General features: G+C 62.4%; 22 protein-coding genes and 1 tRNA gene. 19 read left to right on the forward strand and 4 right to left on the reverse strand.

Annotation, left to right across the window (positions count from 1 at the left end; translation table 11 throughout):
- Window positions 1-15: 15 nt before the first annotated feature.
- A tRNA-Phe gene (locus tag ACESL9_RS07665) sits at window positions 16-90 on the forward strand.
- Window positions 91-493: 403 nt separating this feature from the next.
- Here ACESL9_RS07665 and ACESL9_RS07670 read toward each other — a convergent pair.
- Window positions 494-2,953 (reverse strand): FAD-dependent oxidoreductase, encoded by a 2,460-nt coding sequence (locus ACESL9_RS07670; protein WP_372674674.1) that lies wholly within the window; start codon window positions 2,951-2,953, stop codon window positions 494-496.
- A gap of 98 nt (window positions 2,954-3,051) precedes the next feature.
- On the opposite strand from ACESL9_RS07670, the gene ACESL9_RS07675 reads away from it, so the two are divergent.
- Window positions 3,052-3,687, forward strand: a complete 636-nt coding sequence (locus ACESL9_RS07675; protein ID WP_372674675.1) for a TetR/AcrR family transcriptional regulator — start codon at window positions 3,052-3,054, stop codon at window positions 3,685-3,687.
- Between the two features lie 164 nt (window positions 3,688-3,851).
- Here the strand turns inward: ACESL9_RS07675 and ACESL9_RS07680 are convergent, their stop codons facing one another.
- Entirely contained in the window at window positions 3,852-9,395 is a 5,544-nt protein-coding gene (locus tag ACESL9_RS07680; protein WP_372612507.1) for an ELWxxDGT repeat protein, read from the reverse strand.
- Between the two features lie 283 nt (window positions 9,396-9,678).
- Between ACESL9_RS07680 and ACESL9_RS07685 the strand changes: the two genes are divergently transcribed.
- The 5 genes from ACESL9_RS07685 to ACESL9_RS07705 all read left to right on the forward strand — a co-directional run bounded on the left by ACESL9_RS07685 (window position 9,679) and on the right by ACESL9_RS07705 (window position 14,397).
- Window positions 9,679-11,103 carry a circularly permuted type 2 ATP-grasp protein gene (locus ACESL9_RS07685; RefSeq protein ID WP_372612505.1) on the forward strand — a complete coding sequence of 475 codons (1,425 nt, stop codon included), beginning with the start codon at window positions 9,679-9,681 and terminating at the stop codon, window positions 11,101-11,103.
- A gap of 1 nt (window position 11,104) precedes the next feature.
- Window positions 11,105-12,046, forward strand: coding sequence for an alpha-E domain-containing protein (locus ACESL9_RS07690; RefSeq protein ID WP_372612503.1), 942 nt, complete (start codon window positions 11,105-11,107; stop codon window positions 12,044-12,046).
- Window positions 12,047-12,050: 4 nt separating this feature from the next.
- Window positions 12,051-12,848 carry a transglutaminase domain-containing protein gene (locus ACESL9_RS07695; protein WP_372674676.1) on the forward strand — a complete coding sequence of 266 codons (798 nt, stop codon included), beginning with the start codon at window positions 12,051-12,053 and terminating at the stop codon, window positions 12,846-12,848.
- Window positions 12,849-12,863: 15 nt separating this feature from the next.
- A complete protein-coding gene (locus tag ACESL9_RS07700) occupies window positions 12,864-13,595 on the forward strand; it encodes a peptidase (protein ID WP_372612499.1) in 732 nt (243 codons plus the stop codon).
- Window positions 13,596-13,710: 115 nt separating this feature from the next.
- Window positions 13,711-14,397 (forward strand): hypothetical protein, encoded by a 687-nt coding sequence (locus tag ACESL9_RS07705; RefSeq protein ID WP_372612497.1) that lies wholly within the window; start codon window positions 13,711-13,713, stop codon window positions 14,395-14,397.
- Here the strand turns inward: ACESL9_RS07705 and ACESL9_RS07710 are convergent.
- Window positions 14,390-15,253 carry a hypothetical protein gene (locus ACESL9_RS07710; RefSeq protein WP_372674677.1) on the reverse strand — a complete coding sequence of 288 codons (864 nt, stop codon included), beginning with the start codon at window positions 15,251-15,253 and terminating at the stop codon, window positions 14,390-14,392. The genes ACESL9_RS07705 and ACESL9_RS07710 overlap by 8 nt on opposite strands.
- Before the next feature lie 3 nt (window positions 15,254-15,256).
- Between ACESL9_RS07710 and ACESL9_RS07715 the strand changes: the two genes are divergently transcribed.
- On the forward strand, window positions 15,257-15,877 hold the full coding sequence (locus ACESL9_RS07715) for an enoyl-CoA hydratase-related protein (RefSeq protein ID WP_372612493.1): 621 nt from the start codon (window positions 15,257-15,259) through the stop codon (window positions 15,875-15,877).
- A gap of 7 nt (window positions 15,878-15,884) precedes the next feature.
- On the opposite strand, the gene ACESL9_RS07720 is transcribed toward ACESL9_RS07715, so the two are convergent.
- A complete protein-coding gene (locus ACESL9_RS07720; RefSeq protein WP_372612491.1) occupies window positions 15,885-16,520 on the reverse strand; it encodes a class I SAM-dependent methyltransferase in 636 nt (211 codons plus the stop codon).
- A gap of 307 nt (window positions 16,521-16,827) precedes the next feature.
- Here ACESL9_RS07720 and ACESL9_RS07725 point away from each other — a divergent pair, with 307 nt between their 5' ends.
- The 11 genes from ACESL9_RS07725 (at window position 16,828) to ACESL9_RS07775 (ending at window position 25,395) form a co-directional block, all read left to right on the forward strand.
- Window positions 16,828-17,757, forward strand: a complete 930-nt coding sequence (locus tag ACESL9_RS07725; RefSeq protein WP_372674679.1) for an ABC transporter ATP-binding protein — start codon at window positions 16,828-16,830, stop codon at window positions 17,755-17,757.
- Window positions 17,754-18,515: an ABC transporter permease gene (locus tag ACESL9_RS07730; RefSeq protein WP_372612487.1), complete on the forward strand. Its 762-nt coding sequence runs from the start codon at window positions 17,754-17,756 to the stop codon at window positions 18,513-18,515. The genes ACESL9_RS07725 and ACESL9_RS07730 overlap by 4 nt, the downstream gene beginning before the upstream one ends.
- 101 nt (window positions 18,516-18,616) lie before the next feature.
- Window positions 18,617-19,411 carry a S49 family peptidase gene (locus ACESL9_RS07735; RefSeq protein WP_372612485.1) on the forward strand — a complete coding sequence of 265 codons (795 nt, stop codon included), beginning with the start codon at window positions 18,617-18,619 and terminating at the stop codon, window positions 19,409-19,411.
- A gap of 3 nt (window positions 19,412-19,414) precedes the next feature.
- Entirely contained in the window at window positions 19,415-19,576 is a 162-nt protein-coding gene (locus ACESL9_RS07740; RefSeq protein WP_372612483.1) for a hypothetical protein, read from the forward strand.
- A gap of 2 nt (window positions 19,577-19,578) precedes the next feature.
- Window positions 19,579-20,535: a calcium/sodium antiporter gene (locus ACESL9_RS07745; protein ID WP_372612481.1), complete on the forward strand. Its 957-nt coding sequence runs from the start codon at window positions 19,579-19,581 to the stop codon at window positions 20,533-20,535.
- A complete protein-coding gene (locus ACESL9_RS07750; protein ID WP_372612479.1) occupies window positions 20,532-21,314 on the forward strand; it encodes an SDR family oxidoreductase in 783 nt (260 codons plus the stop codon). The genes ACESL9_RS07745 and ACESL9_RS07750 overlap by 4 nt, the downstream gene beginning before the upstream one ends.
- A 312-nt stretch (window positions 21,315-21,626) precedes the next feature.
- On the forward strand, window positions 21,627-23,504 hold the full coding sequence (uvrC, locus tag ACESL9_RS07755; protein ID WP_372674680.1) for an excinuclease ABC subunit UvrC: 1,878 nt from the start codon (window positions 21,627-21,629) through the stop codon (window positions 23,502-23,504).
- 175 nt (window positions 23,505-23,679) lie between these two features.
- The gene (gene pgsA / locus ACESL9_RS07760) at window positions 23,680-24,345 is read left to right on the forward strand and encodes a CDP-diacylglycerol--glycerol-3-phosphate 3-phosphatidyltransferase (RefSeq protein WP_372612475.1); all 666 of its coding nucleotides are present in this window, start codon (window positions 23,680-23,682) and stop codon (window positions 24,343-24,345) included.
- A complete protein-coding gene (gene moaD / locus ACESL9_RS07765) occupies window positions 24,345-24,590 on the forward strand; it encodes a molybdopterin converting factor subunit 1 (RefSeq protein WP_372612473.1) in 246 nt (81 codons plus the stop codon). Before pgsA ends, moaD begins: the two co-directional genes overlap by 1 nt.
- 1 nt (window position 24,591) lies before the next feature.
- Entirely contained in the window at window positions 24,592-25,032 is a 441-nt protein-coding gene (locus ACESL9_RS07770; protein ID WP_372612471.1) for a molybdenum cofactor biosynthesis protein MoaE, read from the forward strand.
- A gap of 69 nt (window positions 25,033-25,101) precedes the next feature.
- On the forward strand, window positions 25,102-25,395 hold the full coding sequence (locus ACESL9_RS07775) for an SCP2 sterol-binding domain-containing protein (RefSeq protein ID WP_372612469.1): 294 nt from the start codon (window positions 25,102-25,104) through the stop codon (window positions 25,393-25,395).
- Window positions 25,396-25,480 lie beyond the last annotated feature (85 nt).

The following is a 25,480-nucleotide window of genomic DNA, read 5'->3' on the forward strand; positions in this document are numbered from 1 at the left end:
CCCGCCCGAACCCGTGCCCGGGTAGCTCAGGGGTAGAGCAGTGGATTGAAAATCCTCGTGTCGGTGGTTCGATTCCGCCCCCGGGCACCACTTTAACCGCACGAGATCAGAATCCCGGGGGGGCATTTTTCAGAAGCACCTGACGCGCTGCATTGGGACCGGATTCCGTATTGGGGACGATGGACCTCACATCAATTGGACTGCGAAGTCACCTTGGCATGATGGCGAGAATTCTCTTTGCCCCGCTTTGATTTCCGATCACAGGTGTCGGCCACACCAAGACAGAGATCGCCGCCAAATGCTTGTCACCAAAGCTTTCGCAGGCGCGGGAAAGAAATCAAGTTCCCGAGAAAATCGAGAAACGTTGGCCTGCATGGGTATTCCGTCCGGGACGGGAAAGATCGCTTGGATACACCAGGACCTGTTCGAACTTTCGCGGATATGCATGACCTTTCGGCCGATACCGACCTCGCGCATGGAATGCGTAGCCAACTTACATTTTCACCCGCTCCATTTTCGGATCGAGAAGCGGTTTGAGCGCCGCCTTTGCACCGTAGCGTCGGCCTGCGATCTCGATGGACCAGTCACCCGCAGCGACCCGCTCTGCGGTACAAGAAGTGTCGGTTTCCACGAAGCCGATTCCCGTCGCGCCGCCGAGGGTATGACCATAGGCACCGACCTGGATATAGCCGACAGGTTTTCCATCGAGATGGATAATTTCATTGCCATGCAGGAGCGGCTCGGGATCGCTCAGCAGAAACTGAAGCATGCGCCGTCTTGGCGTGCCGGCGGCCTTGATATCGGCAAGGGCATCTCGGCCGACAAATCCGCCTGGTTTTTCGAGCTTCACCGCGAAACCGAGCCCGGCCTCGATCGGGTTGTCGGTGTTGTCCACATCGACGCCGAAATCCCGATATGCCTTTTCGAGCCTGAGCGAGGAAAGTGTTTGCATGCCCGCATTGCGCAAGCCGTGCTCGGCGCCGGCTTCGACAAGCAGATCATAGACCTGGACCGCATGCAGGCTCGGCACCTGAAGTTCCCATCCGAGTTCACCGACATAGGTGACACGCAGCGCGAAAACCCGGAAGAACCCGAGGTCGATATCCTGCGCGGTCATGAACGGGAAAGCCGCGTTCGAGAGATCCGCGTCGCTGACAGTCTCCAGAATGGTACGGGCCTTCGGGCCATGCAGGTTGATCTGCGTGATCCCGCCGGTCATGTCGGTGATCGTCACGAACTCGCCCGGTTCAACGTGACGCCGCATCCAGGTTTCGGTGTGGCCGTGGCTGTTCTCGCCGACAACCACCATGAAGCGGTCCTCGGCCATGCGGGTGACCGTCAGGTCGGCTTCAAACCCGCCTGCCTCGTTGGCCCATGCAGTATAGACCACCCGACCGATCGCGACGTCCACATCGTTGCAACTGATGCGGCTGAGAAGTGCGCAAGCGTCACGCCCCTGGACGAGGAACTTCGACATCGACGACATGTCCATGAGGACTGCGTTTTCACGCGCGGCGCGATGTTCGGCGGCGTGCCAGCCGAACCAGTTCTGCCGTCCCCAGCCATAGGCTTCGATCCTTGCATCTTGCGGTGTCGGCGCGAACCAGTCGGGCAATTCCCAGCCGTGGCTTTCGCTGAAATAGGCTCCTGCCGCCTTTAGCCGGTCGTGCAGCGCAGACCGCTTGAGCCCGCGCGCGGTCTTGAAGCTCTCGTTCGGGAAGTGCGCGCCGAAGCTTTTCGCCAGCAGTTCGGGTGTTCGCGCGCGGCGGAAGGCCGGGGTGTTGTGGGTGCCATCGGCGAAGCGGTCCACGTTGAACGAGGTGTGATCGACCGGGCAGCGACCATCGACGATCCAGTGCGCCAGCATCTTGCCGATGCCCGGACCATAGAGGATGCCCAGCGAGTTCATGCCTGCCGCGACCCAGCAATTGCGCAGGCCCGGGGCCTCGCCGACAAGTGGTGCCAGGTCGGGGGTAAAGCTTTCCGGGCCGCAAAAGAACTTGCGAACGCCGGCCTCGGCAACGCTCGGCACCCGGCTGAAGGCGGCTTCGAGGTGAGGGGCCATGCGATCCCAGTCGGGCGCGATCTCGCCAAAGGAAAAATCCTCGGGGATCGCGTCGACCATCCAGGGTGCCGCATCGGGCTCGAAGAGGCCCACCAGAAGCCCCCCGACCTCTTCGCGATAGTAGGACCAGTTGTGCGGATCCTCGAGCAGCGGAAGATCGCGGTCGATGCTGTCGATCTCATCCGTGATGAGATAGTAGTGCTCGGCCGCCTGCAACGGCAGGTTCAACCCCGCCTTCGCGCCGATCTGGCGCGACCACATGCCGGCGGCAATAACCACATGCTCGGCGGCGATCTCGCCCTGATCGGTGCGCACCCCCGCGGCACGGCCGTTTCGCACAAGTATTTCGCTGACAGCGATATCCTCGATCACCTGCGCACCGCGCTTGCGCGCGCCGCGGGCAAGCGCCATCGTCGTATCGACCGGGTTGGTGCGGCCTTCCTTTGGATACCAGAAGGCAGCGAGCGTGTTGGAAAAGTCGCCGATGGGAAACCGTTCGGCGGCCTCTGCAGGTGAAATCTCGTGGATCTCGAAGCCATGCAGGTTCATGAACGCCGCACCCCGGCGCATCTCTTCAAGTCTCTCGGGCGTATCGGCGGGTTGAATATAGCCGACCTCGCGCCAGCCGGTTGCCTGCCCCGTCTCACTTTCAAGATTGGAGATGAGGTCACGACCATGCAGGTAGAGTTCGCACTCCCACTCCGCGCCCAGCACGGCAGGAACGATCTCTCCCGCCGCGTGCCAGGTTGTGCCGGATGTCAGCTTGTCGCGCTCCAGCACCACGACATCACTCATGCCAAGCTGGGTCAGGTGATACGCGATGTTGCAGCCGATCGAGCCGCCGCCGATGATGACGACCTGGGCCTGGCTGGGAAGGGTCGGGTTCATCTCGAAGACTCCTTTGATCCGCAGAATTTGATCAAATCCTTGCCTTGACCGGAGGACAAAATCAAGCAATTGATTGAATCACCATTCAGTGAAGAGCGATGCCCAGCGTCAAACCCAACGCACCAAGGTCGAGAACGGCGCCGCCAGAGGCGCGGCGCCGGCAGTTGATCGAGGCAACGATTGCCTCGATCAGCAAGCACGGCATCTCGGGCACGACGCTCACCAAGGTCACACAGGAGGCCGGGCTGTCACTCGGACTCGTGAACTTCCATTTCGAGAACAAGGAGGCGCTGCTGGCCGCGACCCTGCGGCATCTTGCAGACGAGCATCGCGCGCTATGGATCAGCAAATCATCGCTCTGCGAAATCGATGCCGCGACCAAGCTGCAGGCGATCGTCGATGCACAGTTTCATCCGAGGATATGCAACCGCCGAAAGCTCGCCGTATGGTTCGCCTTCTTCGGCGAGTCCCGGCACCGACAGGCCTATCGCAAGATCTCGGGCAATGTCGATCTGGAGCGGCAGAACGTCACCGCCGGCCTGTGTGACCAGATCATCATAGAAGGCGGCTATCAGGGAATATCGGCACAGGCGATGTCCCGAATGCTCGAGGGCCTTTTCGACGGGCTTTGGCTCAATATCCTGATGTACCCGGACCGTTTCACGCGCCAGACCGCGCGTGATAATGTCGCCAGCAACCTCAATCTCTGGTTTCCGCGACATTTTCCCGGCTGATACTCAGATGCGAGCGGCTCAGCCAGACGAGCGGCCGCTCCATGCGCGGCAGGATCGAGCGGGCAGCGATCGCAAGCATGAGACCGCCGCGTTCAGCCCGGGCACGATCATGGACGCGACCGGCCCGGTCACTGGAAGTATCGCATGGGCCCAAGGGTTTGAGTTCATGCCGCGTCGGACAGGTTTCCAAGCAGAACCGCGGTCATGTCGAGCGGCATGTCGACCGGGTGGGCGCCGAGGTCGATGCCGGGGTCGTAATGCACCGAGTCCCTTGTGATGCCGCTCAGGTCTGCCGTCGCATCGACGAAGATCCATTGCGGAGCGTGCTCGCTGGGCAGATTGACGGCGGTGCGCAACACCTCCAGCGCATCGCCGGGGGTGACCTCGCCACTCTGGTCGATATCGGCGGCAATGTGATCCAGCGGGCCGGCCGGGCCAAAGCCGGGCTGCAACCCCACCGCGATGCGCAGGATTTCCAGCGCATCATTGGGAGTGATGCCGGTCTCGGCAGGGTTGAAAGCATGGCTTGCATCGACCGTGCCCACCGCACCCGCAGGGATGCCCTCGAGTGTGAAACCTCCATCGGGGCCGGTGAGTGCGCTCACGCTGCTGCCATCGTCCAGGCTGGCCGTGACCTCGGCGCCTTCCAGCCCGGTGCCGCCGCGGGTGGTGATGGCTCCGTCGCGTTCGACGCTCAGCGCAGCCAGGAACAGTACGTCGCTGTTGTTGTCGAGATCTGCGTCGTAAACTGCGGTAGAAACCTCGGCGATCACCGGCTGCGCCATCACCTCCAGGCCCGAGGGTAGCGCGAAATCAAGACGCGTGCTCGCGCCTGGCGCAAGATCCGGCAGAACGATCTCGCTCAGGGTCTGGGTCAAAGGTTGCGTATCCGGCAAGCCTGGGCCGTCCAATGCGGCATCGGGTGCGCTGAGCTCAAGCCATCCGGCACCCGACGCGATGTCACCCGCGTTTGTCACCGTCACCGACAGGACGGTCGCGCCGCCGGCCGCAGGTTGCTGTTCCAGCAAGACCTCCAGGTCGGCATTCCCCGACACCTCGATCGGCGTGGCGAACATGTCCACGGCTGGTACGAGCCCATCACCTTCGGCCCGCGCGTGCAGCCACCAACTGCCGCTGGCAAGTGCGGCGAAATCCCAGTCAAAGCTCAACGCCCCGGCTTCGTTGGCGGGCACCACGGCCTCGATCACGGTGAAGCCGGAGAGTGCGTCGGGGGTTTCCGAAACAAAGAGCGTGAGCGCGATCTCGTCGGCATCGCCCGGTGCAAGGTCGATCTCAACCACCCCGGCACGTGTGCCCGGTGGGGTGACTATCCCCGTGATGCTCGCTTGCGGGCCGGTCAGCATGTCGCTGGCCTCATAGCGCACATCGCCAAGGCCGGCCTCATCGACCAGCCGCACATCCCATATGCCGGCCACCGGGTTTTGCAACGCCACATGACGGCCCAGTGGTCCGGTGAGATCATCCACCAGGGCAATAGCGCCGGCAAACCCGGTATCGGTGCCAAAATCCGCCTCGGTCAGGACAGTGCCATCTGGCGCAATCAGCTCAAGCCTGGCCGTGTCGGAGTCATTCTGCCACTGGGCGGAGAGGATCACCAGGTCCTGCTCGGGGCCCAGTTCCCAGCTGCCGATCTCTTCGATCGCCTTACGCCCCATGACTTCGTAGCTACCATCGAGCCAAAAGCGCAGCCCGGCCGAGGTGGTGCCATAGAGCGGCACCGAGAAGCTGGTCCAGGCGGCGGCAAAATCGTTCGCATTGTCACCGTCGGATGAGAATTCCGCCAGCCCGCTGCCAGAGCGCGACAAGCCACCGATCAGGGGGATCGCCTCCGGGAAAGTGGCAATGGCCGAAACAGAGGCTCCAAGATTGGTCACGTCATCCAGCGTCTCGCTCGTGAACCGGGCCTCGCCTGTGATCATCTCGCCCAGGAAACTTGCCGCCAATCCGGCCGAGAATGTAGGCCGCGCGAAATTGACCGAGATGTCGCCAGCCAGCTTCATCAATTCGAAGGCGAGAACATCGCCTTCATCAACCCCCAGCCAGCGGGTCATAGGCGCGGCGATGCGCTCGATCTCGCCGGGCAGCAGGTATTCAACCTTGCTTTCGGCCTCGAATCCCAGTGTGGCCTCGGCGCCTGCGATCTTGCCGCCGACATTGCCGCGCACGGGCGAGACGAAGAGATCGGTATTCGGCCCCACGGTCATGTCGATCTGCGCACTGACCTCGGGCCATTCCTCGGGGTCCTGCGTGCTCAGGTTCTCGGCGGCCAGCTTGCCCCCCTGCACGAAAAGCCCGGTCGTGCCTAGCGGCTTGTTGAGTCCGTCAATGCCAAAGCCGAAGCTGTCGATGGCCAGCGGGTCCCATGTCGCACCGATCTCGGCCTCCAGCGTCAGGCCCTTGAAGAGGAAAGGCAGCGTGCCCTTGAACCCGGCCTCGACCTCCTTCTCCACCGTGTCGAGCGCAAAACGCATTTCCTCGACCAGCGGCCGCCCCGGCGCGGGTTTGCTGCCTTCCTGGCCCTCGTAGATGATTTCGCCGACAACATCCCAGTTCCAGCCCTCGGCATCCGTGCCGATACGCAGGAACTTGTCGCCCTTGGCGAAAAGGTCCTCGTCCTCATCCTCGCGGGCAAGGTCGAGCGTCAGCTTGCTCGTGGTGCTGTCGGCGAGGAAACTGTATTCCCGTGCCACTGTCTCGCCCCAGCTGAGCTCGGCCTTGCCCATCAGGTAGATGCTGTCGGTCAGCATGTCATAACTCATGCCGAGATTTGAGAACTCGACCGAGAACGGCGCCCCCTCGGGCAGCGGCAGCGCGAGAGCCTCGTCGGTGAACCAGCGCCCGGTGCCCAGTTCCGACAGGCCAAAGGATGGGCCCTCGTCGCCGACGTTCAACGCCAGAAGCCCGCCCTCGGTGCTGAAGGCACTAAAGGCGTCGCCGAATTCCAGATCGGTGCGCAGCACGATCCCATCGGATCTGAGCGCGATGTCGGAGAAGCTCATCTCGATCAGATCGCCGACCAGCCGGTGCGATTCCTCGATGCCCCTGTCCTCGAAATCCGATACGCTGAGCGTGGTCATGTCGATGGTAAAGCCACCTTCCATGAATGGCCTGTCCGTGGCGAACTGCCCTGAAAACACCTTGCCAAGAACGCTCAGCTTGCCATCTTCGATCGTGGCTTCGGCGCCTTCAATTCTCAGCAGGTTGGCCGCGCCCCCTTTCAGCCCGATCGTGAGTGTCTTGCCGGGATCCAGCGTGATCGGGCTGTCGCGGTCGACGCGCCCCCAGTCCCCCTCGGCCTCGATCAGAAGATTTCCGGTATCGACCAGATCCCATTCGAAGCTGTCGGTCGTGCGCCCGCCCAGCGTCGTTTCGGCGATGACCGTCACCTCGTGACGGCCCGGTTCGGCATCCGGCGCGGCGGTGATGGCCTTGGTACGCGGATCCAACGCCACACCGTCGGGCAAGCCTTCGACAGCAAAGTCGAGCGCGCCCCCCTGCGGGTCGGTGAAGTAATCGTCAAGCCGAACGGTGTCGGCGTCTTCATCCAGCAGGGTCACGCGCGTCTCGAACAGGGTCGAGACCGGTGCACGCAGGGCCTCCGGAATGCCCAGTGTCAGGTTGGTGGGTCTGCTGCTGCCATCGGGGTTGATGTCGCCCAGCAGGGTCAGGCCACCAGCTTCGAGATCCAGTTTGAAAAGCTCAAGACCGAGATCCGGGTCATTATATGTAAAGATCAGTGTTTCGGCATCGAAGTAGGTCTCTTCACCCCAGAAGCCCGAAAGCCGCGCCGCGTCGGTCACGAAACGCGTGCCGTCCTGCGTACCGTCGGACACCCATATATGATAGGTGTCCGGGGCCGTTTCCACCTCGAGCAAGAGCCTGCCGTCAGGCAAGTCGCGCGATTGAAAGTGATTGCTGTTCGACTCGACGATCCTTGCCGTTCCGGCAGCGGTGCCATCCGTGACCCAGACCGCGTTGTCTTCATCCGATTTGACGATGTGCCGCTCGTTCACGACCGCCACGTGACGCACCCCGCCAACATCGTCGGCCAGCTTTCGCGTGCCTGTCTCGGTGCCATCGGTGATCCACAGCCCGCGTGATGCCTCGCTGAGATCAGCGGATGAGCCGTCGATTGCCGTGAAAAGGATCCGCCCGTCTGAAAAGGTTCCGAAGTCCGAGGGTGAACTGTCGAATAACCCGGGATTGATATCGGCCAGAAGCTGGGTGCCGTCCTCGGTGCCATCGGTCCTCCAGAGTTCGCGGCCCGTGGAAATCACACCCGTTATATCGCCGACGCGATAGGGCAGATCGAAGGATATGATCGGCCCGCCGAAAAACTCTCGCGTCTCGCCGATGACGGACACGACCGAGATCGGACCCTCGCCCAATGCCTCCATGGTTTCGAGACTGGGAGCGAACCAGCGCTCGCCTGGACTGTAGGCGAAATAGTTCTGGGTTACGCTACCCTCGCCCCCTTGATAGGTGATCTTTATGGTGACGTTTTCATCATTGGTCACGAAAACCGGCGGGCTCACCGCGGAGATGGTGATCGGGCCTGGACCCAACTCGGCCAGCCGGTCCGAGTAGACGCCGAGCGAGCCGCTGCCCCCGCTGCCAATGCTGGTCCCGGCAAAGGCCGTGCCATCGGTGCCCGTAAACGCCGCCACGACGCCAGCGCCCGATTCGCCCCGCACCTGGAAGCCGACCCCGCTCTCGTCGAAAAAAACCTTTGGAATCAGTTCATGACCCACGAGGTCATCATGATCGAATTGTCGCGCGCCGAGCGCGCCGAAAAGGGTGCGCGTTTCACTCAATCCGATCGGATCGAATGGCTGATTGGTCGGATAGGCGGCTTCGCCCGGCCCGCGTTCGAACAGCTCCGGTTGATCGGGGGCCACGAATGTATCTGGTTCATGGGGAACGGTGCCTTCCGGCGTGCCATCGGTCACCCATTCCTCGTATGTCCAGCTTCCGCCCTCGACAATGGGTGGCAAGCCAACCTCGAACTTCAGGCGCCCGTCATCAAGCTCCATGATGTTCAGGCTCCAGATCGAACTTGACCCGGGTCCCGGCTGGAAATCGCGCAGCATCACGGTGCCTGCCTCGGTGCCGTCTGTGACCCAAAGCTCGCGCCCGTGCTCGCCGTCATCGGCGGTAAAGACAACCTTGCCGTTGCGCAGGGCGATGAAACTCTCGGGGTTGCTTCTGAGGGGCGATTCCCATTCGTCGATACCCGGATTGATATCCTTGAGAAGCGTGGTGCCCGCGCTGGTGCCGTCGGTGATCCACAACTCGCGCCCGCTGTCGCTGTAGGGCATGTCCTGACCGGCCTCGGCGGAAAAGACGATCCGGCCATCGCCCAGTGGCGTCATGTAGCGCGGCGTGCTGCTGTCGCGGTCGCCGCCGATGTCCCTGAGAACGCCCGTGCCCTCTTCCGTTCCGTCGCTGACCCACAATTCGTCACGCCGAAACAATTCATCGCTGGCCTGAAAAACCACGCGGCCATCTGGCAATGTGGCCAGATAGCGGGGGTTGCTGCTTATGAAATCGGGGTTGTCCGGCCAGGGCGTGTTCTCCGGTGGCAGGATGTCCTGAACCATCCGGGTGCCTTCGGGGGTGCCGTCGGTAGCCCAGAGTTCGTCGCCGTGGACACCATCATTTGCGGAAAAGAATATCAGTTTCGACATGGCCGGGGCCCTTATCAAATGCCGTTACGTGGCGGTTAAGATCAATTGTCGTAATATTTCAGTGAAGATCGATTATTGCGCTCGCCGCCGTGCTGACCTTGATCCTGATCAATATGTGCGCGGAAAACAGCGAGGCGATGCAGCATCAGCCACGGCTGGAAAATCCGCGGACTTGCCTATATTTTGCGCATTCGCTGAAGGCCGCGTCGGTCGGAATGTCCTAATCGAGCCATCACGCATTTGCGGAATGGACCTGCCGACCGCTTCGGGGTCTAATCACGGAATGAACGACACGGTGAAATTCGATGAGATGTGGGGTCGTGACGGGATGCTGCGCGCACCCTACGAACGGTTTCAGGGCTGGTTCGAAGGTGAGGATCCCAAAAGCCTGCGCGCCAAGCAACGCGAGGCCGAGGAGCTTTTCCGCCTGACCGGGATCACCTTCAACGTCTATGGCAGGGCCGAGGCCGAGGAACGCCTGATCCCCTTCGACATCATCCCCCGCATTATCTCGGGGCGCGAATGGCAGCGCCTTTCGCGCGGCATCGACCAGCGGGTGCGCGCGATCAACGCCTTTCTGCACGATATCTATCATCGCCAGGAAATCGTCCGCGCCGGGCGCATCCCGCAAGAAATGATCGCGCGCAACGTCGCCTTTCTCCCACATATGATCGGCGTCGCCCCGCCCGGCGGCATCTATACCCATATCGTCGGCATCGACCTCGTGCGCACCAACGACGACGATTTCTTCGTCCTCGAAGACAATGCCCGCACACCGTCGGGCGTGTCCTACATGCTGGAAAACCGCGAAACGATGCTCCAGATGTTTCCCGAACTGTTCAGTCGGAACCGCGTGCAGCCGGTGCAGAACTATCCGCGCAAGCTGCGCCAGTCACTCGCGGCCTGCGCGCCCGCAGGGTCGGGGGGGCGGCCCTGCGTGGCGGTGCTGACGCCCGGAATTTACAATTCGGCCTATTTCGAACATGCCTTTCTGGCCGACCAGATGGGGGTGGAACTGGTCGAGGGGCATGACCTGCGCGTGGTGGACGGGCGCGTGGCGATGCGCACCACGCGCGGCTACAAACCCATCGACGTGCTCTATCGCCGGGTGGATGACGACTTTCTCGACCCGCTCAACTTCAACCCGGACTCGACGCTGGGCGTGCCGGGCATCATGGATGTCTATCGCGCCGGCAGGATCACCATCGCCAACGCGCCCGGCACCGGCATCGCCGATGACAAGGCGATCTACAGCTACATGCCCGAGATCGTGGAATTCTATACCGGCGAACGCCCGATCCTGAAAAACGTGCCGACATGGCGGTGCAGCGAGCCCGAGGCGCTGGCCTATGTGCTCGAGCATCTCGACGAACTCGTGGTCAAGGAGGTGCATGGCTCGGGCGGCTATGGAATGCTGATCGGGCCGGCCGCAACCAGAAAGGATCTCGCCGCCTTCCGGCGCAAGCTCAAGGCCCGGCCCGGCCATTACATCGCCCAGCCCACGCTCAGCCTCTCGACCGTGCCGATCTTCACCAACAAGGGGCTGGCGCCGCGCCATGTCGATCTGCGCCCCTTCGTCCTGGTCAGTCCCGAGGGCATCAACATCACCGCCGGTGGGCTGACCCGCGTGGCGCTCAAGAAAGGCTCGCTCGTCGTCAATTCGAGCCAGGGCGGCGGCACCAAGGACACCTGGGTGCTGGAGGACTGACATGCTGGGCAAGACGGCGAACGGAATCTTCTGGATGTATCGCTATCTCGAACGGGCCGAGAATATCTCGCGGCTGGTCGAGACCGGCCAGCGCATCGCCCTGACCCGGCTGGGCAGCAGCGACGAGGAATGGGACTCGGTGCTGCAAACCGCCGGTGTGGCGGCTGGCTTTCATGCCGCCCATGACAGCATGGCCAAGGATATGGCGATCGACTGGATGCTGCGCGCCGGGGAAAACCCATCCTCTGTGCTCACCTCGATCAAGGCGGCACGACAGAACGCCCGGCTGGTGCGCACCGCGCTCACCCACGAGGTCTGGGAGGCGACCAACGCCACCTACATGAGCGTCTGCGAGGCACTGGCCCGCAAGGTATCGGAACGCGATCTGCCGCGTACGCTGCGCACGATCCGGCAGCAGACCGCGCTGGTGCGCGGGGCGACCCAGGGCACGATGCTGCGCAACGACATCTACGATTTCGCCCGTATCGGCACCTTCCTCGAACGCGCCGACAACACCGCCCGCATCCTGGATGTGAAATACTATGTCCTCTTGCCTTCGGTCATGGCGGTGGGGTCGTCCATCGACAACGTGCAATGGGAAACGATCCTGCGCTCGGTCTCGGCCCGGGGTGGATTCCGCATGGAATACGGCGACAGCATCGACCCGCGCGACATCGCGCAGTTCCTGATCCTCGACAAGCGGATGCCCCGCAGCCTTGCCTTTTGCATCGCCAAGCTGCGCGACAACCTGGGTTATCTGGTCGCGAACTACGGCGAACGCCTGCAATCCTGGTCGCTGGCCGATCACATCGAGCGCAGTTACCTGTCCTTCGACATAGACGCGGTTCTCGACTACGGATTACATGAATACATCCAGAAGATGCTCTCGCTTCTTTCCGAACTGGGTGCGCAAATCGAAATCGACTACCGGTTCTATGAGTAAGCCCATGCGCCTCTTCATCCGCCACATCACCCGCTATGCGTTCGACACCCCCGCAAGCCACGGGCTGCAACAGTTGCGCAAGACCCCGAAATCCACCCATCACCAGCAGGTCCTGCACTGGCGCACCGATTTGGAAGGCAGCAAGAAAGAGCTGGGGTTCGAGGATCATCACAACAACATCGTCGAACTCATCAGCTTCGAGCGCGAGGCCGGGGATGTCGTGATCGTCAGCGAGGGTGAGGTCGAGATCGGCGACAACCACGGCATAGTGGGTCGCCATATCGGCCCGGCGCCGCTCTGGCTCTATCAGCGCCCGACCGATCGCACATGGGCCGGTCCGGGCTGCCGCGCGCTGATCCGCAAGGTCACGGGCGAGACCGAACTGGACCGCTTGCACGCGCTGCGGGAGGTGATCGCCGGGGCCATCTCCTTCGAAATCGGCGCGTCCCTCTCCGACTGGAGCGCCGAAGACGCGGTGGCCGCCGGGCGCGGGGTCTGTCAGGATCACACCCATGTCTTTCTCGCCTGCGCGCGAGAGATGGGATTCCCGGCGCGCTATGTCTCGGGCTACCTGATGCTCGATGACCGGGTGGAACAGGACGCCGCCCATGCCTGGGCCGAGGCCCATGTCGACGGCCTTGGCTGGGTGGGGTTCGACGTCTCGAACGGCATTTCGCCCGACATGCGTTATGTGCGCGTGGCGACAGGGCTGGACTATGGCGAGGCCGCTCCTGTAACCGGTCTCACTATCGGCGGCGGCGGCGAACACCTGTCGGTGCAGATCGAGGTTGCACAACAATAGGAACGGGGCGGCGGCATGACCTACTGCGTGGGATTGATGCTTGAACGCGGGCTGGTCTTCATGTCCGACACGCGCACCAATGCGGGCGTGGACAACATCTCGACCTTTCGCAAGATGCATTGCTGGGAGGTGCCGGGCGACCGGGTGATGGTCCTGATGTCGGCGGGCAATCTCGCCACCACCCAGGCCGTTGTCTCGATCCTGGACGAGCGCACCAAGGCCGCCGAAGATCGCGACCCCTCGCTGCGCGCCCAGCCCTCGATGTTCCGGGCCGCCAGCCTGGTGGCCGATGCCCTGCGCGAGGTGATCGAACGTCACGCCGACGCCGGTCAGCGCGCCGATGCCGCCTTCAACGCCACGCTCATCCTTGGCGGGCAGATCGCGGGCGGCCCGCCGCGCATGTTCCTGATCTATCCCGAGGGCAATTTCATCGAGGCCGGCGAGGACACGCCGTTCTTCCAGATCGGCGAAACCAAATATGGCCGCCCGATCCTCGTGCGCGCCTTCGACAAGCGGCTTTCCTTCGAGGCGGCGGTCAAGCTGTTGCTGGTCAGCTTCGACTCGACGGTCAAGGCCAACCTGTCGGTGGCCGCGCCCTTCGACCTGCAGATCGTCGAGACCGATGCCCTTCGGCTCGGGCAGGCGCGCCGCATTGCGCCGGATGATCCCTATTACTCGGCGGTGTCGGAAAACTGGGGCAAGGCGCTCAAGAACGCGCTCGACCTGCTGCCCGATTACGAATTCTGAGCAGGCAGGGCGCAACAGGTGCCCCACAATCGCCCCTCACCGGCTTGAACGCGCCCATCTGCGCGCGTAACAGGTCGGGGGCGGCGGGCACGGGTGGCAACAAAAGCGGCGTTCGATGCGGGAAGACGAGATTCTACAGGCGGTGGTCCCGTTTTATGCCGAGATCGAGCGGTTGGGCTATTCGGTGCGCGCCAGCACCGATTTCGACGAGATCCAGCGCCTCGTGCCCCAGACGGGCCGCGCGAAACAGACCCCGATGATGTCGATCTCGCGCAACGATTTCACCGCCGACCGCGCATTCTGGCTGTTTCTCTACAAGGGCGAAGAGGTGGTCGGCGGCGTCGCGGCCAAATACGACCGGCTGGGCGACGAAAAGTTCTCGTCCTACCTTCGTCGCACTTCGCGCGCACAATATGGCCGCGACAGTGACCCCATCGCCCATATTGCCCGCCCGGTCGAGGACCTGCTCCAGGGCAATATCGTCTATATCGGAGAGCTCGAATTTCGCAGCGATCACCGGGGGCGACTGCCTCTTCTGGAAGCCCTGATCAAGATACTCCAGGCAATCTGTGTCATGAAGTGGCCGGGATTCGACTGGATGTATGCCATCATTCCCGAAAATCACCTGCGCATCGCATATCTCTATGGCTTTATACTTACCATTCCCGAAGCCATTCAGTGGATCGATCCGGAGCCGGATGGGCGATTGAACTCGCACGTGGTTCTCGCCGTCGAAGGGCGTCATCTGAGTCATGTGCTGAAAGCCGCCAAGAGACGGATGGATCGCGGGCGCGTCAAATGAGCTTGGCGAAGACCAGCGTGAGTGTCTGCCCATCCGGTGTTTGGACCGGCGCCATGACACGGCGATATTTCTCTTTGAGTTCGATGCCGTCAACAATTGCGGAAAAGTCGATATCAGCGATTTGATATTGTTGCCGTCTTTGCACCTCGACATGTGATGCGAGCGTGGCGTCAATAATCCTGCGACTCAATTGGCCAACCCGGTGCACATAGTCCTGAGTATGCTCTATATTGAAATATTGCGCGGCAAGACTTTGACGGCCAACTCTTGCGGGACGCATCAAGTGATCGTCGCCCTGAACCGGATAGAACAGGTCCACCCGCTCGCGCAGCACATCGAAATCGTCCAGCCGTCCGTCATTTCGGTGCAGCCAGTTGAGTACATCATCTACCGTGATGTCGCCGCCCATGCGCAACATCTCGTCCTGCACGTCGCGCAGCGCCTGGGAATAGGCCGCCGCTGCGCGACGGTGCAGCGCGGCGCTGGGCGTGGGGGCGAGCACCCCGATCTCGGCCCGGTTCGAGCGGAACGCTTCGAGCGAAACTCCGGCGGCCTCGCACAGTCGCTCGATGGTGGAAAACGGGATCTCGCGGCCATTCGTGATCTGCGAATGCAGCGTCGAGTATTTGAGTCCCGCCGCCGCGCAGGCCGGTTTGAGCCCGCCGAAATGACGCTTGCAGAATTCCGCGGTGCGCTGTCCCAGATCTTTCATGATTTCATTGGACATTCCCACATATGGATTTGTCAATCCCCAATTGTGGATTCCTGTGGCTGCAACTATCCGCCCGTTCAGTTTACGCCGGGCTTGCCACGTCTTTGGCGCGATGCTCGGCTTGCCTCGAAAGCGGGAGGACATGCCATGCCAAAGGTGCTTTACGAAAAAGACGGTCGGATCGCGCGGATCACGCTCAACCGGCCCGAGGTAATGAACGCCATCGACGACGACCTGCCGACCGAGCTTGAGGCCGCGGTGACCCGCGCCGATGCCGACCCGGGCGTGCATGTGATGGTGCTCTCGGGCAACGGTGATGCCTTCTGCGCGGGCTATGATCTGGCCTATTACGCAGAAAAGAATGGCGCCGACAACAACGTGACACAAGAGATGCCCTGGGATCCGATCAAGGATTACCGCTTCATGTGGGGCAACACCCAGAAATTCATGTCGCTGTTTCGCTGCCTCAAGCCGGTGCTTTGCAAGGTGCACGGTTTCGCGGTCGAGGAATTGGCCGCGCGCATGGCTGGCGTGCCCACCAACCAGCTTGCGATGCACAAGATGGTGGTCAATCAGGCGATGGAAATGACCATCAATTCGACCCAGCGCCTCGCCACCGTTTCTGACGGCGTCACCCGGCACTCGCCCGAGGGGCTCAATTTCAAGGCCCGGGCCGAGGAAATGGGCTGGAAACAGGCGGTGCCTGATCGCGACGAAGGCACATGGGACTGGACGGCGAACGAACCCCTGCCGAAGCCGAACCGGTAAGGGCCGATCACGCCGGCTTGCGGGCCACGATGAAGCGCGAGGGCGGTTGCGCGGGGTGGTTGCCAGCCTCGATGATATCGAGCCCCGCCCCGGTGATCGCCCGTTCCAGTTCGGCAATGCTCATCCGGTGAAACCGGGGCGCCTTGCCCAATGCCTGCATGACCGGCACGATCAGCCATATCAGCACACGGAATTTCAGGCTCATCCCCGACCCGGCCAGGCAGGGGGTCTTGGAGATGAAATACCCACCCGGTCTCACCCGCTCTGCGATCCCCGTCAGGGCCGCTTCGGGATCGGGCAGCAGGTGCAACAGGTTGAACGCCAGCACGGCGTCGAACTCCCCGTCCGGCGCGGCCTCGGCATCCGACTGCACGAATGTCACGTTGGTCGCGCCCTGCCCCTCGGCCTTGTCACGGGCGATGCGGATCATCTCGGCCGAGAGATCGCTGGCCACGATCTGACTCGTCGCATCGGCCAGCTTCAACGCCGTGGTGCCGGTGCCGCAGCCCAGCTCCAGGGCGCACCCATCCGGGGAAAGATGGGCGCGCGTGCGCTCGAGCGTAAAGGCATAGGCCGCCTCGTCCTGCACCGACCGCCGTGCATAACGCTCCGCCACCCGGTCCCAGAAATCCCTCTTGGTCATGTCCTGTCTCCGTTTCATGCCATGTCGCATGTGATGACGCGAAAAACCACCCTTGGACCGTCGGAATGGACTGAATTCGCAGGTATGCTATACGGGTATGCATGAATGATCAGTACCCCGCATTCGGTGGACGCAATTGCGCGCCTTTCTGGCCACTGCCGAGCACGGATCGCCGACCTCCAACACGCGGATGCTGGGGTTGACCCAGCCGACGCCCGGCCCCCGCAGCGCGATAATTCTGCAGCCGGTGATCTGGTAACTTCGTTCGCCGCGCCATAGGTTGGCCCGGCGAACGAAGGAGACCCCCATGCCAGCGATCGTCGAAACCCGGGGCCTGACCAAGGTCTATGGCGACGGGACCGAGGCGCTCAAGCCTATGGATCTCGATATCGAAGAGGGCGAGATTCTGGCCCTGCTCGGTCCCAATGGCGCCGGTAAGACCACCCTCATCTCGATGCTTTGCGGCCTCGTTTCACCATCGGGCGGCCATGCGCGCGTGGGTGGGCATGACATCATCACCGGCTACCGCGCCGCGCGCGCGCTCATCGGGCTGGTGCCGCAGGAAATCGCGCTTGAGCCATTTCAAAAGGTCTGGGACGCGGTGCGGTTCACTCGTGGCCTGTTCGGCCTGAGGCGCGACGACGCCCATATCGAGGACGTGCTGCGCAAACTGTCGCTCTGGGACAAGCGGCGCGCTCGGATCAACGAGCTTTCGGGCGGCATGAAACGCCGCGTTCTGATCGCCAAGGCGCTCTCCCACCGGCCGCGCGTGCTTTTTCTCGACGAACCCACGGCCGGGGTCGATGTCGATCTGCGCCGCGACATGTGGGACATGGTGGCGGATTTGCGCCGCGACGGCGTGACCATCATCCTGACCACCCATTACATCGAAGAGGCCGAGGCCATCGCCGACCGCGTCGGCGTCATCAGCAATGGCGAATTGTTGTTGCTCGAACAGAAACAGGCGCTGATGACCCGGCTGGGTCGCAAGACGCTCAGGATCGAGCTGCGCCGCCCGGTCGAGGCCGTGCCGGACGCACTCTCTGGCTATGGCCTGGAACTTGCCGATGACGGGCGCAGCCTGAGCTATCATTACGACACCCAGAGCGAGGGCACGGGCATCACCGCGCTGTTGCAGGATCTCTCGCGCGAGGGGCTCGCGCTGCGTGACATCCACACGCGCCAATCCAGCCTCGAAGAGATTTTCGTGGATCTGGTGAAAGGAGACGGGGCATGAACTGGCAAGCCGTCGGTGCCATCTACCGCTATGAAATGATGCGGTTCTTCCGCACCATCGCGCAAAGTTTCCTGTCGCCGGTCCTGTCCACCTCGCTCTATTTCGTGGTCTTTGGCACGGCCATCGGATCGCGCATCAACGAGGTCGAGGGCGTGAGTTACGGCGCCTTCATCGTGCCGGGGCTGATCATGCTTTCGGTGATGACACAGGCCACCACCAATGCCTCTTTCGGCATCTACTTCCCTAAATTCATCGGCACGGTTTACGAACTTCTCTCCGCGCCGGTGAATTTCTTTGAAATCGTGCTGGGATATGTCGGGGCGGCGGCGACCAAGGCACTCCTGATCGGGTTGGTCATCATGGCGACGGCCACGCTTTTCGTCGATCTCACGGTGCTGCACCCGGGGGCGATGGTGGCCTTCCTGTTGCTCACCTGCCTGAGCTTCGCGCTGTTCGGCTTCATCATCGGCATCTGGGCGCGGAATTTCGAGCAATTGCAACTGATCCCGCTTCTCGTGGTCACGCCACTCGTGTTCCTGGGCGGGGCCTTCTATTCGATCTCGATGTTGCCGCCCGGATGGCAGACCGTGACCTATTTCAACCCGGTCGTTTACCTGATTTCGGGGTTCCGCTGGGCGTTTTTCGGCACGTCCGACGTGCCGGTGGCGCTGTCGCTTCTGGCGATTGCCGGGTTCCTGATCCTGTGTCTGTCGGTGGTCTGGGTGATCTTTCGCACCGGCTACCGGATCAAGCCGTAACCGCCGCAGCGCGCGCGCAGGCGTGGGGAAATTCACACGATAACGCCACATGGTGATCCCGTGCCTTGTGCCGCCCGCCTGGCGCCTCTACATCAGCCATCATGAGAAGATTTATCCCCTTTGTGAAAGCACCGCCCCGGGTGGCCGTCCTCCGCCTTCAGGGGGCGATCGGCAGCGGCCGGCTGCCGCTCAATGACGAGGCATTGGCGCCGCTCATTGAACGCGCCTTCAGCCGGGGCAAACCCGTGGCTGTCGCGCTCCTGATCAATTCACCCGGCGGCTCGCCGGTGCAAAGCGCGAGGATCGCATCGCGCATCCAGCGCATGTCCGATGAAAAGGGCATCCCTGTTCATGCCTTTATCGAGGACGTGGCGGCCTCGGGCGGCTATTGGCTTGCCTGTGCTGCGCGCGACATCTGGGCCGATGCGGCCTCGGTCGTGGGCTCGATCGGGGTGATTTCCGGCACGTTCGGCGCGCATGAATTCATTGCCCGCCACGGGATCGAACGCCGGGTCTATACAGCCGGCAAGTCGAAATCACAGCTCGATCCGTTCCGCCCCGAAAACCCCGAGGATATCGCCCGGCTCAAGGTGATCCTCGACGACATGCACCAGATCTTCATCGACCATGTGAAAGCCTCGCGCGGCGACCGCCTTGCCGATGATCCTCGGCTTTTCACCGGGGAGTTCTGGCTGGCTGGAACCGCGCGGGACCTGGGGCTGATCGACGGCACGGCCCATCTCGAACCCAAGCTGAAAGAGCTTTACGGCGACAAGGTCAAGCTCATCCCCTATGGCCGCAAGCGTGGGCTGTTGCAGCGTTTCGGCGCGACGCTGGCGGGTGACGCGATGGCCGAGATCGAAGAGCGGGCGCAGTTCGCCCGCTATGGCCTCTGACGCATGATTGCCAAGATCGTCCTCCTCTTCCTGGTCTTCATCGCCGTACTGGGCATGTTCGGCAAACTGCGCGTGCCGGGCAAGAAGCAGCTTGACGCGAAACGCTGCCCGAAATGCGGTCGCTTCCGCATTGGCAAGACCTGCAGCTGCGACACGAAAGGATAGGCATGGACTGGGTGTTCGCCACACTGGGCCTCATCATCCTGCTCTTGGCGGGTGACAGCCTCGTGCGCGGGGCGGTCAACCTGGCGCTGCGCATCGGCGTTCCGGCGCTGATCGTGTCGCTGACCATCGTCGCCTTCGGTACCTCTGCGCCCGAGCTTCTGATCTCGGTGCAGGCGATCATGGCCGACGTGCCGGGCATCGCACTGGGCAACGTGGTCGGATCGAACACCGCCAATATCCTGCTGGTGCTGGGGATCCCGGCGCTGATCGCGGTGATGCACACCTCGGAATGCGACAGCCGCAAGACCTATATGATGATGATCGCCGCCTCGATCCTGTTCATCGGGCTGGCCTTTCGCGGGGTCTTCGACTGGATCGCGGCGCTCGTGCTCCTGGCCGCGCTGGCGCTGATGCTGGGCGATTCCTTCCTGCATGCCCGGCGTCATCGTCGTGACGCCGCCGCCGCGGCGGCTCTCGTGGACGAGGAGGACCTCGAAGGCGCCGACCCCGACATGCCCTGGTGGAAGATCCTCGTCTTCCTGGCGCTGGGGCTTGTCGGCCTGCCGCTGGGGGCCGATCTGCTGATCGACGGGTCGAGCGGGATCGCCCGCCAGTATGGCATCCCGGAGTCGGTGATCGGCCTGACCCTTGTTGCCCTGGGCACATCGCTGCCGGAACTGGCCACCACCGTGATGGCGGTGATCCGTCGCCAGGCCGACGTGGCGCTGGGCAACGTGATCGGCTCGAACATGTTCAACCTCCTGGCCATCATCGGGGTTGCCGCCCTGATCGGCCCGATCCCGGTCGATCCGCAATTCCTGCGCTTTGATCTCTGGGTGATGCTGGGCGCGTCGCTGCTGATCATTCCCTTCGTGTTTCTGGGCCGCGACATCACGCGCATCTGGGGCATTGGCCTCACCGCGCTTTACGCCGCCTATATCGCGCTGGTGCTGACATGAGCGGCGCGGCACTCGTTACCGGCGGGGCGACGCGGCTCGGCGCGTCGATGGCGCTCTATCTCGCGCATCGCGGCTTCGACGTGGCGGTGCACTACCATTCCAACGCGGAAATGGCCCGCTCGGTTGCCGAGGAGATCACCGCCTGCGGCCGCAAATCCGCGCTCCTGCGGGCCGATCTGCTGCAAGAAGCCCAGACCCGGGGCCTGATCCGCGAGGCGTCGCAGGCGCTGGGCCGCAAGCTCACCCTGCTGGTCAACAACGCCTCGATCTTCGAACATGACACGATCCGCACCGGTACCCGCGAAAGCTGGGACCGGCATATCGAATCGAACCTGCGCGCACCTTTCGTCCTGACCCAGCATTTTGCCGAACAGGCCCCGCGCGCCGAGATGGACAACCGCGGCGAACCGCGCGCGCGTGCCCTCGTCGTCAACATGATCGACCAGCGCGTGCGCAAGCTCACGCCCGAATTCGCCTCCTACACCATTGCCAAGATGGGACTCTGGGCGCTCACCCGCACCGCCGCGCAGGGGCTGGCCCCCGATATTCGCGTCAACGCGATCGGCCCTGGCCCCACGCTCATCGGAGCCCGCCAGAGCGAGCCGCATTTCGTCCGCCAACGCGCCAGCACGGTGCTGGAACGCGGCTCCAATCCCGAGGACATAACCGCCGCCCTGGGCTATTTCCTCGACGCGCCAGCCGTCACCGGTCAGCTTCTGTGCGTCGATGGCGGCCAGCATCTTGGATGGCAGACACCGGATGTTCTGGGCCCGGAATAGGCCCCGGGCGCGCATGGCCGACGAAAGTTTTGCACTTCTCAAGAATGCGTTACCAAAGCGTTACAAAAAGTTTAATGTTATCAGTATTTTGCAACGGTATCAAGAAAATATCGTTGCATATCAGATACTTGCATATCCGCCTAATTTTTAGGCAATTCGACGAAGCAGGCATAAAACAAGGAGAATTCCGCGCTGGCCCGAAGATACCACCAAGTTTATCCACAGGAATCGTGGACATGTTTTCCCTTGCCGTATCCGCGATAAGATTGCAGCCACGCGGGACACGTCCCTGAGAATCGAAGTGCAAAGGCGATGAGCGACGAACAAGAGGATACTCGGCCAGAACACGCCACCGGTCACACCGTGATCGCGGGCTATCTCAGGACGCTCGACAGCTCTCCGGGCGTCTACCGGATGCTCGATGCGCAGAACCGTGTGCTCTATGTCGGCAAGGCGCGCAACCTCAAGGCGCGCGTGTCGAGCTATGCGCGCCCAACGGGCCATTCGGCGCGCATCGCCCGGATGATCAATGAGACCGCCTCGATGATGTTCCTGACCACGCGCACCGAGACCGAGGCGCTGCTGCTCGAACAGAACCTCATCAAGCAGCTGAAACCGCGCTACAACGTGCTCTTGCGCGACGACAAGAGCTTTCCCAATATCCTCGTCACCGATCACCCGTTCCCGATGATCAAGAAGCATCGCGGTGCGAAAAAGGAAAAGGGCCGATATTACGGCCCCTTCGCCAGCGCCGGTGCGGTCAACCGGGCGCTGGCGCAGCTCACGCGCGTGTTTCTCTTGCGCAACTGCTCGGATGCGATGTTCGAAAGCCGCACCCGCCCCTGTCTGCAATACCAGATCAAACGCTGCACCGCGCCCTGTGTCGGCAAGATCGGCGAGGCCGAGTATGCCCGCTCGGTGCGTGATGCGGAACGCTATCTCTCTGGGCGCTCGACCGAGATCCAGGAAAACCTCGCGGCCGAGATGCAGGCCGCCTCCGACGCGATGGAGTTCGAGCGTGCCGCCGCCCTGCGCGATCGGATCAAGGCGCTGACACAGGTGCAGACGGCGCAGGGCATCAACCCGCGCAGCACCGCCGAGGCCGACGTGATCGCGCTCCATCTCGAGGGCGGACAGGCTTGTGTGCAGGTATTCTTTGTCCGTGCGGGCCAGAACTGGGGCAACCGCGATTTCTACCCCCGCGTCGGGTCGTCCGAGATCGAGGCAGCCGAGGTGCTCGAAGCGTTCATCGGTCAATTCTATGACAACAAGGAACCGCCGAAACAGCTGCTTCTCTCCCACCCGCTCGAGAACGCAGACCTGATGGCGCAGGCTCTGTCCGACAAGGCCGGGCGCAAGGTGGCGCTGCTCATGCCCCAAAGGGGCGAGAAGGCCGAGCTTGTCAGCAACGCCGCCCGCAATGCGCGCGAAAGCCTGGCCCGCAAGATGGCCGAAACCGCCACCCAGGGCCGGTTGCTCAAGGGTCTGGCCGATGCCTTCGGCCTCGACGCGCCGCCCAACCGGATCGAGGTCTATGACAACTCGCATATCCAGGGCACCCACGCGGTTGGCGCGATGATCGTCGCCGGGCCCGACGGGTTGATGAAGAACCAGTATCGCAAGTTCAACATTCGCGGCGACGACCTCGCCCCGGGTGACGATTTCGGCATGATGAAAGAGGTGCTGACCCGCCGCTTCAAACGCCTCATCAAGGAAGATCCCGATCGCAGCGAAGGCCACTGGCCCGACCTTCTTTTGATCGACGGCGGTGCCGGGCAGGTTTCAGCGGTCAAGGCGATCATGGACGAGATGGGCGTGGCCGATATCCCGATGGTCGGCGTCGCCAAGGGCATCGACCGCGATGCCGGCAAGGAAGAGTTTCACCGCCCCGGGGCACGGCCCTTCGCGCTTCGTCACAATGACCCTGTGCTCTACTTCATCCAGCGCCTGCGCGACGAAGCGCACCGCTTCGCCATCGGCACACATCGCGCCAAACGGTCCAAGGCGGTGGGGGCGACGCCGCTCGACGATGTGCCGGGCGTCGGCGCCACCCGCAAGCGCGCGCTTCTGGCCCATTTCGGCAGCGCGAAGGCGGTGAGCCGCGCGGCCCTTGCCGATCTCAAGGCGGTCGAGGGAATTTCCGACAGTCTCGCCGAGAAGATTCATGATTTCTTTCATGACGCGCGATGATGTCCGCGCGCCGCGTTAACGGTTCGAAGGGTGGATACGTGCGGCACGCCCCGGCAGCCGGAGGACAGACGGGCGGCAGCCGGATGTCACCCCCCGAATTCTTCATGCCCGGGCCGCGTTAACCATGGCGCACGATCCCTTCCCTCGCGCCCGAATCCCGGCTAGAAACAGCGGGATGAGATGGACGATCCCGAATATCCTGACGCTTCTGCGTCTGATCGCGGCGCCGCTGGTTCCGGTGATGTTTCTTTATTTTACAAGACCTTACGCCGATTGGGTCGCCCTCCTGCTGTTCGTGTTCGCCGCCTTGACCGACTGGCTCGACGGCTATCTCGCCCGCGCCTGGCAGCAACAGACCAAGCTCGGCACGATGCTCGACCCGATCGCCGACAAGGCCATGGTCATCATCGCCTTGCTGGTCATCTGCGGCTACTCCACCTGGACCCCCTGGCTCGTCCTGCCAGCCACGATCATCCTGTTTCGCGAGGTGTTCGTTTCCGGCCTGCGCGAGTTTCTCGGCGATACCGCGGGCACGCTCGCTGTCACGCCAATGGCCAAGTGGAAAACCACCGTTCAAATGATCGCGATTGCAGTACTTTTTTCGCAAGGTGTGTTCGAACACTACCTGGTCATGTCTTCCTGGGGGATGGACGACGCGATGATCGAGGCGATGATTTCCGGCGCGACACAGGATACACAAGGGCTGCGCTGGAAATACGAGGGCATGGTCTGGGCAGGCAATCTGGGTGTCGTTCTCCTGTGGTTCGCGGCCCTCATGACGCTGGCAACGGGTTGGGATTATCTCAGGAAATCAATTCCCTATTTGCGCGAGGATCAGTGATGGAATTGCTTTATTTCGCATGGGTCCGTGAACGGATCGGCCTGCCGCGCGAAACCGTCGAGACCGAGGCCCGCACCGTGGGCGAGCTCGTCGAGGAACTCAAGGCACGCGAGGAACGTTATGCCGCTGCCTTCGCCGACATCTCAGCCTTGCGCGTGGCGCTCGATCAGGAATTGGCCGATTTCGACGCGCCGCTGGACGGTGCGCGCGAGGTGGCGTTTTTTCCCCCGATGACAGGCGGTTGAGATGGATATCCGGGTGCAAGACCACCCCTTTGATTTCGGTGCCGAAGCCGAGTCATTCGCCCGTGGCCAAGGGGACATGGGGGCGGTGGTCACCTTCACCGGCATCGTCCGAGATGTGCCGGACGGCCTCGTTTCGATGGAAATCGAGCATTATCCGGGCATGACCCAAAAGGCGCTCGAAATGCACGCGAACGAGGCATTAACCCGTTTTCAACTCGGGGACGTTTTGATTGTCCACAGATTCGGGGTGATGCGGCCGGGCGAAATGATCATGATGGTCGCCACCGCAGCTCCGCATCGCGCCAATGCATTTCAGGGCGCAGAATTCCTGATGGACTATCTCAAATCCCGCGCGCCTTTCTGGAAGAAGGAAATCACACGCAGTGGCACGGAATGGGTCGCGGCGCGCGCTGTCGATGAGGATGCGCTTGGCCGTTGGTGACGCGAAGGCAGGATTGCGCGCCGCCGCCCGATCGGAAAGGACATGTGCATCATAGGAGCGGTTCATGGCATGTCGAACATATTGCAGAATTTCATCGAAATCTTGGACCCAAGGGTCTGCGGTGTCCTCAGAGGGACGGCCAAACTGATCCTCGAAGGCGAGGGAACGGTCATGATGGACGCTGATGGCGCTCGGCTTGGCGATGGCGAGGCCGATGTGACATTGAAGGCCAGCGAAACGGTTTTCCGAGCGATCATGGAAGGATCGCAAAATCCGGTCATGGCCTATATGAGCGGCAAGCTGAAGCTCGACGGCAGTCCACAACGCGCGCTCAAGGTCAGTGCAATCCTTACAGGAAGATGAGTTCGGGCCCGATCCTGAAAATCGGCAGAGAGCATGGGCCCACCTGGGCAAAGGTAATTGCAGCGTCCGGCTTTCCGATCGCATG

Origin of the sequence: Aquicoccus sp. (assembly GCF_041686535.1) — a bacterium.
In the GTDB taxonomy this organism is placed as follows: domain Bacteria; phylum Pseudomonadota; class Alphaproteobacteria; order Rhodobacterales; family Rhodobacteraceae; genus Aquicoccus.